Annotated in this window: 11 protein-coding genes; 7 read left to right on the top strand and 4 right to left on the bottom strand. The window is 53.6% G+C overall.

Annotation, left to right across the window (positions count from 1 at the left end; all coding sequences use genetic code 11):
• On the bottom strand, positions 1-909 hold the full coding sequence (gene galU / locus K0H79_RS11565) for a UTP--glucose-1-phosphate uridylyltransferase GalU (RefSeq protein ID WP_220064947.1): 909 nt from the start codon (positions 907-909) through the stop codon (positions 1-3).
• A gap of 359 nt (positions 910-1,268) precedes the next feature.
• On the opposite strand from galU, the gene phhA reads away from it, so the two are divergent.
• From phhA to K0H79_RS11535, 6 genes are all read left to right on the top strand, one after another.
• The gene (phhA, locus tag K0H79_RS11560) at positions 1,269-2,060 is read left to right on the top strand and encodes a phenylalanine 4-monooxygenase (RefSeq protein ID WP_220064946.1); all 792 of its coding nucleotides are present in this window, start codon (positions 1,269-1,271) and stop codon (positions 2,058-2,060) included.
• Between the two features lie 30 nt (positions 2,061-2,090).
• Entirely contained in the window at positions 2,091-2,429 is a 339-nt protein-coding gene (locus K0H79_RS11555; protein WP_220064945.1) for a 4a-hydroxytetrahydrobiopterin dehydratase, read from the top strand.
• Positions 2,430-2,633: 204 nt separating this feature from the next.
• Positions 2,634-4,172: a transcriptional regulator TyrR gene (gene tyrR, locus K0H79_RS11550; protein WP_011760333.1), complete on the top strand. Its 1,539-nt coding sequence runs from the start codon at positions 2,634-2,636 to the stop codon at positions 4,170-4,172.
• A 238-nt stretch (positions 4,173-4,410) separates the two neighbouring features.
• Positions 4,411-5,397, top strand: a complete 987-nt coding sequence (locus K0H79_RS11545; protein ID WP_220075891.1) for a fumarylacetoacetate hydrolase family protein — start codon at positions 4,411-4,413, stop codon at positions 5,395-5,397.
• A 91-nt stretch (positions 5,398-5,488) separates the two neighbouring features.
• Entirely contained in the window at positions 5,489-6,130 is a 642-nt protein-coding gene (gene maiA / locus K0H79_RS11540) for a maleylacetoacetate isomerase (protein WP_220075890.1), read from the top strand.
• 467 nt (positions 6,131-6,597) lie between these two features.
• Positions 6,598-10,437: a S8 family serine peptidase gene (locus K0H79_RS11535; protein ID WP_258405378.1), complete on the top strand. Its 3,840-nt coding sequence runs from the start codon at positions 6,598-6,600 to the stop codon at positions 10,435-10,437.
• 46 nt (positions 10,438-10,483) lie between these two features.
• On the opposite strand, the gene K0H79_RS11530 is transcribed toward K0H79_RS11535, so the two are convergent.
• A complete protein-coding gene (locus K0H79_RS11530) occupies positions 10,484-11,365 on the bottom strand; it encodes a LysR family transcriptional regulator (protein ID WP_220075888.1) in 882 nt (293 codons plus the stop codon).
• A gap of 122 nt (positions 11,366-11,487) precedes the next feature.
• Between K0H79_RS11530 and K0H79_RS11525 the strand changes: the two genes are divergently transcribed.
• Entirely contained in the window at positions 11,488-12,717 is a 1,230-nt protein-coding gene (locus K0H79_RS11525; RefSeq protein ID WP_220075887.1) for an MFS transporter, read from the top strand.
• On the opposite strand, the gene K0H79_RS11520 is transcribed toward K0H79_RS11525, so the two are convergent.
• Positions 12,692-14,077: a sigma-54 dependent transcriptional regulator gene (locus K0H79_RS11520; protein ID WP_220064940.1), complete on the bottom strand. Its 1,386-nt coding sequence runs from the start codon at positions 14,075-14,077 to the stop codon at positions 12,692-12,694. The genes K0H79_RS11525 and K0H79_RS11520 overlap by 26 nt on opposite strands.
• Positions 14,067-15,869: an ATP-binding protein gene (locus K0H79_RS11515; protein ID WP_220064939.1), complete on the bottom strand. Its 1,803-nt coding sequence runs from the start codon at positions 15,867-15,869 to the stop codon at positions 14,067-14,069. The genes K0H79_RS11520 and K0H79_RS11515 overlap by 11 nt, the downstream gene beginning before the upstream one ends.
• Positions 15,870-15,934 lie beyond the last annotated feature (65 nt).

Below are 15,934 nucleotides of genomic sequence, written 5' to 3'. Positions count from 1 at the left end.
TTAGCTGAGTCCTTTAACCAGTTGTTTCAGATACTTGGAAAATTCCTTACCAAGTTCGGGGTGGCGCAGCGCGTATTCTACGTTGGCCTGCATATAACCCTGTTTGTTGCCACAATCATGGCTCTTTCCCACCATGCCATAGGCATTTACCTGAACGGATTCCATCAGCATGGCGATGGCATCGGTCAGTTGAATTTCATCGCCGGCGCCGGCGGGAGTGCGTGCCAGCAAAGGCCAAATCTCAGCAGGCAGAACGTAACGACCCACCACCGCAAGGTTGGAAGGGGCTTCGTCTACCGGGGGCTTTTCGACCAATGCTTCCAAGGGCACGGATTCGCCGTTAACCAACTGATGGCCTTTGACGTCGGCAATACCATATTGATTCACCATCTCATGGGGAACGGCTTCTACCATGATTTGGCCAGTGCTGGTTTCATCGAAGAGTCTCACCATGGCCGCGAGGTTTTCACTGGTCAGGTCACTCTTGGCGCCGTCGATAATCACATCGGGCAAGAGCACGGCAAAGGGCTCGTCCCCCACCACGGGGCGGGCGCACAGGATAGCATGCCCCAGGCCTTTGGCCTGTGCCTGGCGTACGCTTATCACGGTCACATCTTTAGGGCAGATGGCCTGAACTTCATCCAACAGCTGGCGTTTTACCCTGCGCTCCAGTTGGGCTTCGAGCTCGAAACTGGTATCGAAATGGTTTTCGATGGAGTTTTTACTGGCGTGGGTTACCAGGACAATTTCCTTAATCCCGGCTGCCACGGCTTCGCTGACCACATACTGGATGAGTGGCTTATCCACCACAGGCAGCATCTCCTTGGGGATGGCCTTGGTGGCAGGGAGCATCCGGGTACCCAGACCGGCAACAGGGATCACGGCCTTACGGATTTTGGTTTGTCTCATGGTGTTCCTTAGCAACTGTGCAAAAAGGGATTTGTCGATTCCGGCCGCGGATTTTACGGCATCTGTATCTGTGCCTATTGTAATGGAGCCTTGGTGAAAAACCATTGACCGCAAGGTGAATTCGCTAAATTTTTCACCTGTTTGAGCAAACGGAAACCTGCCATGTTCATTCCAGATGTCACCCCGTCAAAAATACGCATCAAACCCGCGAATTGGTTACTGCTCTGTATTGTGATTGTAATAAAAGCTTTACGAAATTCACTAGCAGAGGTCTTAGGAATAAAACGTGAGGCAGTTAACAAAAATTCGCCCTTGGAACACTATTGGGGGGTTGAAGTTAACCTGAAGTGAAACCTGAGATGAGTACACAGTATGTTGCCCGCAAACCTGATGCGCACGGCGTTATTGCCTATCCGGATCAGGAAAACGAAATTTGGGCAGAGCTTTATGCACGTCAGGCAGTGAATCTGCCGGGACGCGCCTGTCAGGAATATCTGGATGGTCTGGACCGCCTGGCACTGCCCAAAGACCGAGTGCCACAACTGGCAGAAGTTGATGAGGTGCTGCTGGATACCACTGGCTGGAAAACGGCCGCGGTACCGGCACTGATTTCGTTCGAGCGCTTTTTCGAACTGCTGGCAAGTCGCCAGTTTCCGGTGGCCACCTTTATCCGTAGCCGCGAAGAGTTTGATTACCTGCAAGAGCCGGATATTTTCCATGAAATCTTTGGTCATTGCCCATTGCTGACCAATCCTGCCTTTGCCAACTTCTCCCACACCTATGGCAAGCTGGGTTTGGCTGCTACCAAGGAAGAACGGGTGTATCTGGCCAGGCTGTATTGGTTTACCGTGGAATTTGGCCTCCTGAAGCCCCGGGATGGTGAGCTGCGTATCTACGGCGGCGGCATCCTGAGTTCACCCGGTGAAACCCTCTACGCCATGGGTGATAAGCCCTTAAGAAAGCCGTTTGATTTGCTGGACGTGCTGCGGACACCTTATCGCATTGATATTATGCAGCCCGTGTATTATGAAATTGAACATATTGATTTCCTTGATGAGATTGCCCGTATGGACATCATGCAATCCGTCACCCGCGCCAGACAACTTGGGCTGCACGCCCCCTTGTTTGAGCCCAAGGCCAAGGCCGTTTAAATAAAGACAAGAATTATTAAAGGAGCAGTAATGAGCGAATTAGCATCCATGAAGTGTGAAGCCTGTCAGGCTGACGCCCCCAAGGTCACCGACGCCGAACTGGCTGAACTTATCCGGATGATCCCCGATTGGAGCGTACAAGTGCGCGACGGCGTCATGCAGTTGGAGCGTGTGTACAAGTTCAAAAACTTCAAGCTGGCTATGGCCTTCTCCAACAAGCTGGCGGACCTTGCCGAAGAAGAATTCCATCATCCCGGTATTTTCACTGAGTGGGGCAAGGTGACAGTGACCTGGTGGTCTCACTCCATCAAGGGGCTGCATCGTAACGACTTCATCATGGCAGCCAAGACAGACCAGTTGCTGAACTGATTTAGATTCAAATTAAATCAGCGCCTTACGTAAAGTTAGGCGCTGATTTTTTTATGGTTGAATCTGAGTTCTGTAAACAAGACTTGCCACTTTTCTCAATACCTTCTACCGTATAGCGCCAGGTACTCCAGCGGGATCCCGGCCAATCGCGGACACGAGGTCCCCACTCCCAAAAACAAGATTACAAAAGGGATACATTCACATATGCGTTTGGAAGTGAGTTGTCAGGACAGGGTTGGGCTCGCCAAGGATATTCTTATTGTACTGGAAAAGTACGGTATCAATTTGCTTGCCATCGATGCCAGTAACCGGGGGTTCCTGTATTTCCAGTTTGCCGAGGTCAGCTTCGATACCTTGAGTGCCCTGATGCCGCAAATCCGTAAGGTCGAGAGTGTGCACGATGTGCGTACGGTGGCCTTTATGCCGTCAGAGCAGGAACACTATGCGCTGAAAACCCTGCTGAGAACCCTGCCAGACTCGGTATTCTCCATCGACGTGAAGGGCAGGGTGCGCATCGTTAACGAATCTGCGCTGATGACGCTCGGCATGAAAGAACACGAGGTAGTGGAAGAGTCTTTGAACCACTGGGTGCAGGGCTTCAGCTTTGGGCGCTGGCTCAGTGAAAGCCAGGTGCTTGCCCAGGCGACCCGGGTCCACATAGGTCAGAACGAATATCTGGCTGAGATGCTGCCCATTTACCTGCCCGATGAGAATGACAAGAGCATTCTTGCCGGCGCCGTGGTGTCGCTTAAATCCCCCGCCCGGGTAGGCAAACAGTTTAATGCCCTGCAAAACCAAACCACGGGCTTTGAAAATGTGCTGGCCGTCAGCGACAAGATGAAAGAAGTGCTCAAGCAGGCCAAACGCATGGCACAACTGGACGCGCCCTTACTCATCACAGGTGAAACCGGCACCGGCAAAGAATTGATGGCCAGAGCCTGCCATGATGCCAGCATGCGCCGTGAGCGCCCCTTTATTGCCATCAACTGTGCCGCCTTGCCCGACAGCGCGGCAGAGGAAGAGTTATTCGGATTTGTGCGCGATGGTCACATCGTTAAACGCGGCCTGTTCGAAGAAGCCAAGGGTGGCAGCGTATTCCTCGATGAAATCGCCGAAATGTCCAAAGCGGCTCAGGTTAAGCTGCTGAGGCTGCTGACCGAAGGGTCTTTCAGACGCATTGGCGGGGATGAAGAGGTGAGGGCCGATGTGCGCATCATCTGCTCCAGTCAGAAAAATCTCGCTGAACTGTGCCAGATGGGGGAGTTTCGCGAGGATCTCTACTACCGCATCCATGTGCTTTCCTTCCACATGCCATCCCTCAGAGAGCGCAAGGTGGACATTATTCCGCTGACCGAAATGTTTCTTGAGCATTACAGTCAGCAACTTTCCAGTCCCATGAGGCGGATTTCCCCCAATTGCCGTGATCACCTGCTCACCTATGCCTGGCCGGGCAATGTGCGTCAGCTGAAAAACGCGGTGTTCCGTGCCGTGTCCATGTGGGATGGCTCGGCAGAACTTACGGTGGAGCAGCTTAAATTACCCTCTTACGCCGAAGGCTTTGGTTACTTTGATAATCAGTTTGAAGGCACCCTGGATGAGGCCATGCGCCAGTTTGAGTCCAGCTTGCTTCGACGCCTTTACCCGGCATACCCCAGCACCCGCCAGCTGGCGAAGAAGTTGGGGGTAAGCCATACGGCCATCGCCAACAAGCTGCGGGAATACAAGATAAGCAAGAAGCGCTGATTCGGTGTAAAAAGAATTTGCCAGTCAGCCGGGCAATTTATCACCGGTAATGAGTGGCGAGGGGCATGCCATCAGGGGTCACTTCTCGCTGTATTTAAAAGTTTACAAAAGATGCTTAATCCCCGCGAATTGTGATTTGAGTCACGCTATTTCAAAGGTTCGCGCCTTGGGGTATTTGTTACGCCATTAAAAACCGCATCGTGCCCGGACTGGCGCGTTGCGAGGACAGGAGCAGAGAATGAAATTAGCCACATATAACAATGGTCGCCGCGATGGTCAGCTGATGCTGGTAAGCCGTGACCTGACCAAGGCCGTAGCCGTACCCGCCATTGCTCACACCATGCAGCAGCTGCTGGATGCCTGGGCACTGCTCAGCCCTCAGCTTACCGAGCTGTACGATGCGCTCAATGCAGGTCAGCTTGAAAACACCGTCGATTTTGACGAAACCAAGTGCCTGTCGCCATTTCCACGGGCCTTCCAGTGGGCCGATGGCAGTGCCTATGTAAACCACGTTGAGCTGGTGCGTAAGGCCCGTGGTGCTGAAATGCCCGAAACCTTCTGGACCGATCCACTGTTTTATCAGGGCGGCTCCGACAGCTTTATTCCACCGCGCAGCAACATTGAAATGGGCAGTGAAGACTGGGGTATCGACTTCGAGTCTGAAATCGCCGTGGTAACCGACGATGTGCCCATGGGGATCTCTGCCGAAAACGCCGCATCACACATCAAGCTTTTGATGCTGGTGAACGACGTGTCACTGCGTAATCTGATCCCGGCCGAACTGGCCAAGGGCTTTGGTTTCTTCCAATCCAAGCCTTCAAGCAGCTTCTCTCCCGTGGCAGTAACCCCGGATGAACTGGGTGACAAGTGGCAGGACAGCAAGGTACATCTGCCTCTTATCACTCACCTGAACGGTGAACTCTTTGGTAAGCCCAATGCCGGTGTGGACATGACCTTCAACTTCAGCCAGCTGGTGGCCCACGTTACCAAGACCCGTCCGCTGGGCGCCGGTGCCATCATTGGTTCAGGTACCATTTCCAACTACGACCGCAGCGCCGGCTCAAGCTGTCTCGCTGAAAAGCGCATGCTGGAAGTGATTGCCGATGGCAAAGCCTCCACCCCCTTTATGCGTTTTGGCGATCGGGTACGTATTGAAATGCTCGATGACGACGGCAACAGCATTTTCGGTGCCATCGATCAGCAGGTGGTTGACTACAAGGCGTGATGCCTTGAGTGATGAAAAACGGGGCCTCGGCCCCGTTTTGTGTATTGTGGCCTACGGAATGTCGGCTACCGGTACGGCAGAGGAGAACAGCATGAAACTTTATGGATACTGGCGCTCAAGCGCTGCATATAGGGTGCGTATTGCACTGAACCTCAAGGGACTGGATGCCGAGCAGCTGTCGGTGCATCTGGTGAAAAATGGTGGCGAACAACACAGCGACGATTATGTGGTGCTTAACCCACAACATCTGGTGCCATCGTTAGTGCTGGATGATGGCACAGTGTTGACCCAGTCACTGGCCATCATGGAGTACTTTGAAGATACAGGTATGGGGCTGCCTCTGCTGCCTGCGTCTGCCGCCGACAAGGCGACGGTCAGAGCCATGTGCCTTGCCATTGCCTGTGAAATTCACCCGCTGAATAATCTTCGTGTGCTGCAGTACCTCAGTGGTGATATGGGGCTCAGTGATGAGGTGAAAAACGCCTGGTATCACCATTGGATCCATGAAGGATTCACGGCATTTGAAAAACTGCTTGCCCGCCACAGTGGCCAATATTGCTTTGGTGATATCCCAACGCTGGCGGATGCTTGTCTTATTCCGCAGGTATACAATGCCCGCCGGTTTAATGTGCCATTGGATAATTATCCAAATATTCTTCGAATCGAGGCCCGCTGTAATGCCACTCAGGCATTTATAGACGCACTGCCGGAAAATCAACCCGACGCAGTCTGAGTTAACTTGCCGCCTTCCAACAAAGCCCCGTAATGGGGCTTTTATTTTATTTGTAATTAACCCTGAATGATATTGTTTTTTATTTGTTGATAATTTGTTTAATTTGAGGTTTGTGAAACAGTTTGAAATAAAAATATTTATTCAGATTACTTGGTGAAATATTGAGTTAATTGGTCACGCGTACCAATAACAATCCATTTAAAAGCAGTATTTTAAGGTTTCTTCTTTAAGTATTTAAACAGTATTGCTTGCGGTATTTGTTTCTGCTTTATGATTTAAATGTTAAATGATGAATAATGCTAATTAACATAATATTTAAACCTGTATCTATACGTGATACACATCACGCTTCCGGGACACATAATATTATCAGAACAGTACTCGGTTTATTGAGAAATCAATAAATTAACGTACCAGAGATGGGATATTTCTGTCTGACAGCAAATAATGATAAAGGAAGCAATAACGTGAAAACAAAATTAGCCCTGGCTATTTCCATGGCCTTATTCAGTGGCGCTACTGCAGCCCAACACCCTGCTCAGGCCGGCAGTGATGTGCAATTGTCAGAAGCACTGAAAAATTTCAGTGCCCGCGATACCTCAACCACGGCATTGCCAAAATTTGTTTTTGAACCTGATCTGGAAGAGGGCGTTTATACCTATATCGTCAGTTTGAAGGACAGCGCCGTTGCCAATTACAAAGGCGAAACCGCAGGTTTTAAAGCGACCAGCCCTCAATTCGCCCGTGCAACCGGGGCCGACACCCATACCAAGCTGAACGCTCGTGCACCTGAAGTGCGTGCCTACGCCAGCTTTCTGAAATTCAGACAGGATAGCTTTGTACTGAAAGCGGCCGCAGCCACCGGTGGTGAGCTGGACGTGGTAACCAGTTTCCAATATGCCTTTAACGGCGTTGCTGTACGCATGACCCAGGCTCAGGCACAGAAACTGTCTGAAATGGCAGAGGTTGCATTTGTTGAGCGCGAGCGTCTGGAGCAACTGGAAACCGACGCCAGCCAGAGTCTTATTGGCTCTCCCAACATTTGGGACGGCAGTGCCACCGGCGTAAAAGCCATGGGTGAAGGCGTGATTGTTGGCATCATCGACTCGGGTATCAACTCGGACCATGCATCCTTCGCGGATGTGGGTGGTGATGGTTATGATCATACCAACCCCTGGGGCCAGGGGATCTATTCCGGTGATTGCAGTGGCGAGTTCGCTTCCATGTGTAACGACAAGCTCATCGGTGTGCACAGCTACCCGGATATCACCGACATCTACGATGACGCCGCTGTTTTTGGTGCAACGCCACCACCTAAAAATGGTGAAGACTATGGCGGACACGGCTCTCACGTAGCGAGCACTGCGGCAGGCAACATTCTCAAGGATGTGCCATTTGTCAGCGGTGAAGTGAATAAGTTGGTGGGTGATGGTATCGACACCGGCCTCAAGTTTGAACAAATCTCTGGTGTGGCACCCCACGCCAACATAGTTGCCTTCCAAATTTGTCGCCCCGGCAATTCAGGTGATACTTACAGCGGCTGCCCGACGTCGGCTACCCTCAAAGCCCTGGATGATGCCCTGAAGGACGGTGTGGATGTACTGAACTACTCCATCAGTGGCGGTGGTCATCCATGGCGCAGCGCCGTTGAGCTGGGTTTCCTGGCTGCCCGTAACGCGGGTATCTTTGTGGCTGCCGCGGCCGGTAACACCCGCGCCAACATCGCCCAGGTGCCTTACACCACACCCAAGCATGCACCTTGGTATACCTCAGTAGCCAACTCCACCCATAACCGTGACATCGCCCAGCAACTGACTCTGGGGGATGCCAAGTTCGATTTCACTCCATCGGGTCCTGCCCTGGTAGAAGCCGTCAGCGGCAATCTGGTGTATGCCGGTGCGCTGGATGCTGCCAATTTCGAAGGCTGTAACACATTTGCCGCCGATGCCTTCAAGGGCAAAATAGCCCTGATCAAACGCGGTACCTGTGGTTTTGTTGATAAGGTAGCCAATGCCGTTGCCGCTGGCGCCAAGGGCGTGGTGGTGTTCAACAGAGATGGCACGGGTAACGCCCGTTTCGGTATGGCTGGACTGGAAAATGCGACAGTTCCTGCCGTGGGCATCGGCAATGAGGATGGCCTTGCCATAGTTGCATTGCTCTCCAAGAACCCAGAACTGACAGTGACCATTGACCCCGCGCTGGCCATCAAGGAAAAAGCGGCGGATGTGTTGTCTGCCTCATCATTGCTGGGCCCCAATGCGTCCATTGATGTGATGGTGCCCTATGTGGCTGCGCCAGGCTCAGATATATACGCGGCCTATGCTGATGAGCAGTATGGTCATGATAAGACCGGCACTGATCCTGCCGACTTTACCCTGATGTCAGGCACGTCCATGGCGAGCCCCCATGTGGCCGGTGCCGGTGCGCTGCTGAAGTCACTGCACAAAGAATGGACCCCAGACAACATTCGCTCAGCCCTGATGCTGACTGCAACCGGTGCCCAGGCCATGAAGAAGGCCGATGGCAGCACAGTGGCCGACCCATTCGATGTGGGCGCTGGTCGCATTCGCGTTGACCTCGCGGCCCAGACGGGTCTGGTGATGGACGAGACTGCACTGAACTACGAGATTGCCAACCCGGATACCGGTGGTGATCCACGTAAACTCAACCTGCCTTCCATGCAGGACAGCAAGTGCGTTAACAGCTGTAGCTGGAGCCGTAAAGTCACGGCCACCCAGGATGGTGACTGGGCTGCAAGCATGGAGAAGGTTACTGGCGATGTGGCTTACACAGTGACCCCGGCCAACTTCAGTCTCAAGAAAGGCGAAAGTCAAATCATTACCGTGACCGCCGACGTGACCAAACTGGGAGAAGGCTGGGGTTTTGCCAATCTGAACCTGACGTCGGCTGAGCATCCTGCCGCGGCCATGCCCGTCGTGGTGAAGGCGTCAACCCGTAATTTGCCAGCTGTACTGACGGTGAATGCCGGCCGCAGCGCGGATGAAATGAACATCCGTGGTCTGAAGGCTCTGGATTTGCCTGACGTGAAAGTGGCATCTGCCGGTATCGCCCTGTCTGCAACTGACGAGTCGAAGCTGGGCGAAGACAGCACCAACGACAAGCCGTTTGACGACCTGAAACAGGTCGATGTATTCAAGTACGCCGTAGAAGCAGGTTCGCTTTACTTCACTGCGTCCATTGCCTATACCACCTCGCCGGATCTGGACATTTATGTGCTCTACAACGACGGCAGTGGCATGAAAGTAGTGGCAAGCTCTGCACGCAGCGGCTCCAATGAGTCAGTGCTTATCAGCAACCCGGGTGCCGGTGATTACTTTGTGGTGGTGCAAAACTACCAGGCATCAGGCGCCGGTATTGAAGATGTTTACGGCCTCAAAACCCTGACTCTGGGTAAAGAAGCCATGGATAACTTCCAGGTGGCGCTGACCGGTGACAACAGCGATTTCAACCTGAATCTGGCGTGGGATCTGCAGGCTTTGCCCGGGGATGATGGCTTGGCAGTCGTTATGCTGCAAACCTCAGATACCAAGGTGGCAACCCTGAATCTGCCACTGGTGTTTACCCGTGTGGCCGACGATGTGGTTCCTTCCGCCCAAACGGTACTCAATGGTGAGGTTGTGCCCGGTAAAGCCATCAAGATGGTCAACACCATTGCAGCCAACAAAACCCAGGAAACCCGCAGTTATAAACTGACCGCTGCTGTACCTGCCAATGCCGAAGTGGCAAACATCAGCCATAAAGGCGTGTTGGAAGGACAAAACATCAGCTGGACTGTGGAATTGCCCTCAGGCGGCGCCGAGCAGGAAGTGAGTTTTGACCTTATTCCACGTAAGGCCAGCACAGGCAACGAACTGGTGCTGACCAACACAGTGGACAATGCAACCGCCAAAGTCATCAGCGACAGCTACAGCTTTGATGTACTGGAAGCGAAACCCGTTGCCAAGGTGGATGCCCCTGTGGGTATTCATGAAGGTGCCACTCTGACTATCGATGGCAGTCTGTCTTTCGACCCCAACGGTGACAAGCTGAGCTACCAGTGGATTCAACTGGGTGGTCAAACCGTCAAAGGTGACATGACGGCGCCGGTTCTCAAGTTTAAAGCCCCGTGGGTGGAGTCGGCCGAGGTAGTTTCCTTCAACCTGACAGTGACCGATACCCAGGGCAACAGCGACTCGACTCTGGTGTCAGTGTCCATCACTGATAATCCGGATCCGGCTGGCTCCATGGGTTGGTTGGCCTTGTTGCTGGCACCTCTGGCCTTTGTGCGTCGTAAGCTGACCGCCTAAAACTGTGAGAGTGTCATAGCAAAAAGCCCGGCAGAGCCGGGCTTTTTTATTTGTTGGCCAGCAAAAACTCGACAAAGGCTTTATCGGCCTGACCCAGTGGACGTTTCTTTTTCCATGCGATATGCAGGTCGAGAAATACCCGCGGGTAAAAAGGGCGTTTCTCTATCTCATCCTTGGCGGAGATGACCATGTCCAGCACACTGGTAATGGCAAAGCCCTGAGAGACTACCTGCTTGATAAGATTAATTAAGTTGGTTTCAAAGGCGATGGTGGGGGCTATCCCAAGCTCCCTCGCCTGGGAGAGCAGCCATTCCCGATGAAAGTAACCGGGTTTGAATATGACCAACTCATGGTCGAAAAACTCTTCTATTGTGATGCTGGACTTATCACTCAGAGGGTGTTCATGGCTCATGGCTACCATCATTTCTTCGGTCAGCAGCAGGCAGGAGTCGAGCGCCGGGGTCAGATCTTTGGCCGTGATGATGGCAATATCCACTTCTTCCTGCTCCAGCATCCGCAACGCATCTCGGGTGCCGCCCTCAAACAGACTCAATTTGAGGCCGCCGTAACGGTGGCGAAAGGCCATCAGCCGTGACGGCAGATAAAAAGAGCCCAACATGCCGGGAACCGCCACCCTGACTTCACCCTGACGCAGGTCGGCCATGGCCTGAATTTGCGCCTTGGCCTGACCGAGCTGGTTCACTATGCGTCTGGCATGTTCCAGCAGCACCTGGCCTTCGGCGGTGAGCTTTATACCCTTGTCATTCATGCCCTGGCTGCGGCCAATGAGGGTAACCCCCAACTCCTGCTCGAGCTTTTTGATGCTTTGGCTCAGGGCTGGCTGGGCCAGCGACAGCCGCTTTGCCGCACGGGTAAAGCTGCCGGTTTCGCATATGGCGATGAGGTGGTTGAGCTGCTTAATATCCATCCGTTACCGCTACTTAGCTAAATATAAAAAATATCAATAAATAATAGATGAAATATCTATTATGTTAATGTTAGCCGCGCCGCTACCCTGAAGCAATCAGAGTCTTGGTATTGAGGTGCGCCGTGAACGGCAGAATATCCAGAGCCGATGCGCGGCGCTTGATCTACGGATTATCACTGGCTTCAGTGGTGGTTTATATCAACCTGTACCTGGTGCAGGGCATGCTGCCCATGCTGGCAGAACACTTTGCCATCAGCCCAGGGGCATCCACGCTTATCCTGTCCGTCAGCAGCTTCTCACTGGCATTTTCATTGCTGGGCTATGCACTGATTTCTGATGCCATTGGCCGTTTCAGGCCGCTGATTATCAGTCTGTGGCTGCTGGCTCTCACCAACCCGCTGATGCTGGTGGTCGACAGTTGGTCGCAGATATTGGCCTTAAGACTACTGCAGGGAATATTACTTGCTGCTGTGCCCGCCATTGCCATGGCGTATCTCAGGGATAAATTGCCTCTGCCGGCCCTGATAAAGGCGGGCGCTTTTTATATCGCGGCCAACAGCTTCGGCGGCATTATTGGCCGTTTGCTGGGGGGCTTTATGGCTCAGCATCTGAGTTGGTTTGCATCAGTGGTGCTGCTGTCTGGCATCACGCTGGTGGCCGTGGCCATCAGTCATCGTTTTTTGGCGCCTCTCAGTGATGCGACCAGAAAACCAATCAATGACGCGCTTAAGGCGGGCAGCGGTGAAAGACGGCCCTGGAAAGGTTTTATTCTGCACCTCGGTAATCCGCAGCTGCGGGTGTTTTACCTCATTGGTGGGCTTGCCTTTATGGTGATGGTGAATCAATTCAGCTTTATTCAGCTGCATTTGCTGGAGCCGCCTTTCGGCTGGAGCCGCTTTGAAGTGACTTTGATTTTCCTGTGTTATCTCAGTGGCACCTTGAGTGCATACCGTTCCGGCAGCGCCATCAAACATTTAGGGGTACCTGGCTTGCTTGGGCTGTCGCTGGCGCTGATGGTGGCTGGCAGTGTACTGACGCTGCTCAACACCCAGCTCGCCATTATTCTTGGCTTTTTACTCAGTGCCTGCGGCTTTTTCCTTATCCATGCCTGCTGTAACAGCCAGGTTGCGCTCAGGGCAACAGGCCACAGGGCCAAAGCCTCTGCCCTGTACCTGTGCTGCTATTACCTTGGTGCGTCACTTGGTGGGCCTTTCCTGATGCCTTTCTGGCATCAGGCTGGCTGGGCCGGCGTTGTTTACGGCTCTCTGATAGTGCTCGGCGTCACTGCGGTGTTTGCCTGGTTTGCCCTGCGGCGCGGCAAGGGGGCTATGCCTCTTCCTGCGTATCGTTAAGGTAGTGCTTGCGATCCAGATCGTACTTGCGCATCTTGTCGTACAGGGTTTTGCGCGGCAGCTCCAGCTGCTCCATGGTTTGCTTGATAGAGCCGCGATTGTGACTCAGGGCTTCTTCAATCAGCATACGCTCGAAAAACTCTACCCGCTGACTCAAGGACATGCCGGATTGCAGCTGGGCATGGCCGCCCAGGCTGGCGGCAAAGGCCGACTCGGCGCCAAGGAGCACATAACGCTCGGCAAGGTTCCTCAGCTCCCGCACATTCCCCGGCCAGTCGTGGGCCGTCATGCGGGCATGATGCTCTGCACTTGGGAAGATAAGCTCCTTGTGATAGCGGGCCGAGGCAATGCGGGCAAAGTGCAGAAACAGCAGGGGAATATCTTCCCGTCTTTCCTTAAGCGGTGGAATGGGAATGGTGACCAGATTCAGGCGATAGAGTAAGTCCTGGCGGAATTCCCCTTTATCGCACAGTTGTTTTAGGTCCACCTTGGTGGCAGCCACCACCCGGATATCGAGTGGAATACTCTTGTTAGAACCCAGCCGTTCAACCTTCCTGTCTTCCAGTACCCTGAGCAGTTTAACCTGCAGTGACAGTGGCGTGGACTCGATTTCATCCAAAAACAGGGTGCCACCATTGGCAAATTCGAACTTGCCGACCCGGGCCTTGTCGATGCCGGTAAAGGCACCGGCTTCGGCACCGAAGAGTTCGCTTTCGATCAGATTTTCGGGGATGGCGCCGCAGTTAATGGCCACAAAATTAGCCTGATGCCTGGGGCTGTGGTCGTGCAGGCAGCGGGCAACCAACTCTTTACCCGTGCCTGTTTCCCCTTCAATCAGCACATCGGCAGGGGTATTGACGACCATGTCAATGAGGTTGCGAAGCCGAACTATGCCCGGGCTGTTGCCCAAAATTCTGGGGCCGGGGATGGCGTGTGACTCGAGCTGCTTTTTCAGCTTGCGGTTTTCCAGCGTCAGGCTGCGTTTTTCCAGCGCCCGCTTGACCACATCCAGCATATGCTCGTTATTGAATGGCTTTTCAAGAAAGTCGTAGGCGCCTTGCTTGAGGGCACTCACCGCCATGGCGATGTCACCAAAGCCGGTCAGCAGGACTACAGGCAGGTCGGCGTCTATATGGATGCAGTGCGCCAGCAGCGAAATGCCGTCCATGCCGGGCATGTTGACGTCGGTAATCACCACACCCGGCCAATCTCGGTCAATCAGGCTAATCGCCAGATGAGGATCTGTAGTGGCCGCAGCATTCAAGCCATTCAGCTCAAAAAGTTGCATCAGCACAGTGCCGATATGGGGCTCATCATCCACGATAAGCACCTGGATGTTTGTCAGGTTTTCAAGACTCATATTGTCCCTTGTCGGCTAAATAAGCAGGCAGAGTGATATCGAAGATGGCGCCGCCCTCAGGCGCGTTGGCGACCCGAATATCCCCCTGCATGGATTCGATAATACGGCGCGAGATAGACAGCCCGAGCCCCAGTCCCTGCCGCTCGCTGGTGGTGTAATAGGGCTCAAAGATTTTTTCCATCAGGCTGTCACGCACCCCGGGTCCTGAGTCCTGGATACGTATGGTCACGGGATCGCCGCCGAGTAAACTGATGGACAGACGCTTCACCGGACTTTGAGACATGGCGGTCAGGGCGTTGCTGATGAGGTTAACCAGCACCTGTTGCAGGCGGGTGCCGTCGCACCATACTTTGAGGGATTCATCCTCACAGTGAATAGTCAGTTGGGCTTTCTGCTTGTCCAGCTCGGGCTGCACTATGGTCAGGGCCTGCTGTAAACAGTCGGCGAGCATGACCACGCCGTCTTTGCCCTGGGTTTTGCGGGTAAAGCTTTTAAATTGGCCGACAATGTCGGCGAGTCGGTCGGTGAGCTCGAGAATAATCGCCAGATTTTCCCGGGCACGGCCGGGCATATCCCGCTCCAAAAAAGTCTGGGTATTTTGGGTATAGCTTCGAATGGCCGCCAGCGGCTGATTGAGCTCATGGTTGATACTGGCCGACATGGTGCCGACCACCGTGAGCTTGGCGGCCTGAATAAGCTCATCCTGGGTATCTTTCAGCTGGGTGTTGGCGGCTTCGAGTTCGGCGGTGCGCTCTTTCACCCGCTGCTCCAGCTCATCCCTGGATTGCTGCATTCTGGCCAAGCTGTGGCGCCGCTCCCGCTGCAGCAAGGTAAACAGCAGCAGCAGGCCATAGCAGGTGGCCGAGAGCAGCAGCACCTGCGACAAGGAACCATAAACAGGAGCCAGTGGCGTCAACACGTGTACCCGCCAGCCTGCCTTGACCATGGCGGTGGAGGTGTCGAGATAGTCTGCTGCCTTGAGTCCGCTGCCAATCCGATAGGCATTGACGCCTTCGGTCACCCCTTTATAAGCCGGATGAATATTCAGCTCTGTGATTTGCCGCTTCGCATACCTTTTACTGGCATTGAGGGCGTAGCGCTTGCTGTCGGTAAAGGGGCCAAGTGACGTAAGACGCCATTCGGCCCTGTTGGAGGCAAAGACGATGTTATCGGGGTCCGTGATAATAAAGTCATACTGACCCGCCTGTGCGACCCCTGAGGCCTGGGCTTCAATGTCCAGCACGTCCAGTTTCACCACGATGGCACCCAGCACTGTGCCGCTGTCTTCCACCGGAAAAGAAAAGTAATAGCCCCGCTTATCAGAGGCGGTTCCCACCGCATAGTAATTGCCCTGGCGCCCGGCGATGGCCTCGGTAAAGTACGGCCTGAACGAATAGTCCTGACCAACAAATGAATAGGATTGCTGCCAGTTACTGGCGGCAACGGCAACGCCAAGGGCATCAATCAGATAAATATCGGAGGCCTCGGTAATGTGCCTGAGCTCCTCCAGATATTTATTGAGTTTGTGGACCTTGTCCATGTCGCGTTGGTTGAGCAGGGTATCGGCCAGCATTGGGTTGGTCGACAGCACGTGGGGAATGGTTTCAAAGCGCGACAGCATGCCATCGAGCAGGCTTACCAGCTCACCCAGCTGAGCTCGGGAGGTGTCGGCCAGCTCCGACATGCCGCTTCGCACATGCCAGCTCCAGGTCAGATATAACACGCCCACCAGGCCCACGAGGGCGAGCAGGGTATATCGAAGGCGTCGTTGAATTTGCGCTGTCATCTGCATGTACGGCGGTTCTCAAAAAGGCAAAAGCCATAGTAAATCTATGGCTTAGGCTCGCTTAAATTAGG

The sequence above is a fragment of the Shewanella sp. FJAT-52076 genome (genome assembly GCF_019457455.1).
Taxonomy (GTDB): domain Bacteria; phylum Pseudomonadota; class Gammaproteobacteria; order Enterobacterales; family Shewanellaceae; genus Shewanella; species Shewanella zhangzhouensis.
This window is presented reverse-complemented; position numbering and strand designations above follow the sequence as displayed.

What these genes read in the sequence shown, in the direction of transcription:
- galU (WP_220064947.1), bottom strand. Translation starts at nt 909, where the DNA reads ATGAGACAAACCAAAATCCGTAAGGCCGTGATCCCTGTTGCCGGTCTG.
- phhA (WP_220064946.1), top strand. Translation starts at nt 1,269, where the DNA reads ATGAGTACACAGTATGTTGCCCGCAAACCTGATGCGCACGGCGTTATT.
- K0H79_RS11555 (WP_220064945.1), top strand. Translation starts at nt 2,091, where the DNA reads ATGAGCGAATTAGCATCCATGAAGTGTGAAGCCTGTCAGGCTGACGCC.
- tyrR (WP_011760333.1), top strand. Translation starts at nt 2,634, where the DNA reads ATGCGTTTGGAAGTGAGTTGTCAGGACAGGGTTGGGCTCGCCAAGGAT.
- K0H79_RS11545 (WP_220075891.1), top strand. Translation starts at nt 4,411, where the DNA reads ATGAAATTAGCCACATATAACAATGGTCGCCGCGATGGTCAGCTGATG.
- maiA (WP_220075890.1), top strand. Translation starts at nt 5,489, where the DNA reads ATGAAACTTTATGGATACTGGCGCTCAAGCGCTGCATATAGGGTGCGT.
- K0H79_RS11530 (WP_220075888.1), bottom strand. Translation starts at nt 11,365, where the DNA reads ATGGATATTAAGCAGCTCAACCACCTCATCGCCATATGCGAAACCGGC.
- K0H79_RS11520 (WP_220064940.1), bottom strand. Translation starts at nt 14,077, where the DNA reads ATGAGTCTTGAAAACCTGACAAACATCCAGGTGCTTATCGTGGATGAT.
- K0H79_RS11515 (WP_220064939.1), bottom strand. Translation starts at nt 15,869, where the DNA reads ATGCAGATGACAGCGCAAATTCAACGACGCCTTCGATATACCCTGCTC.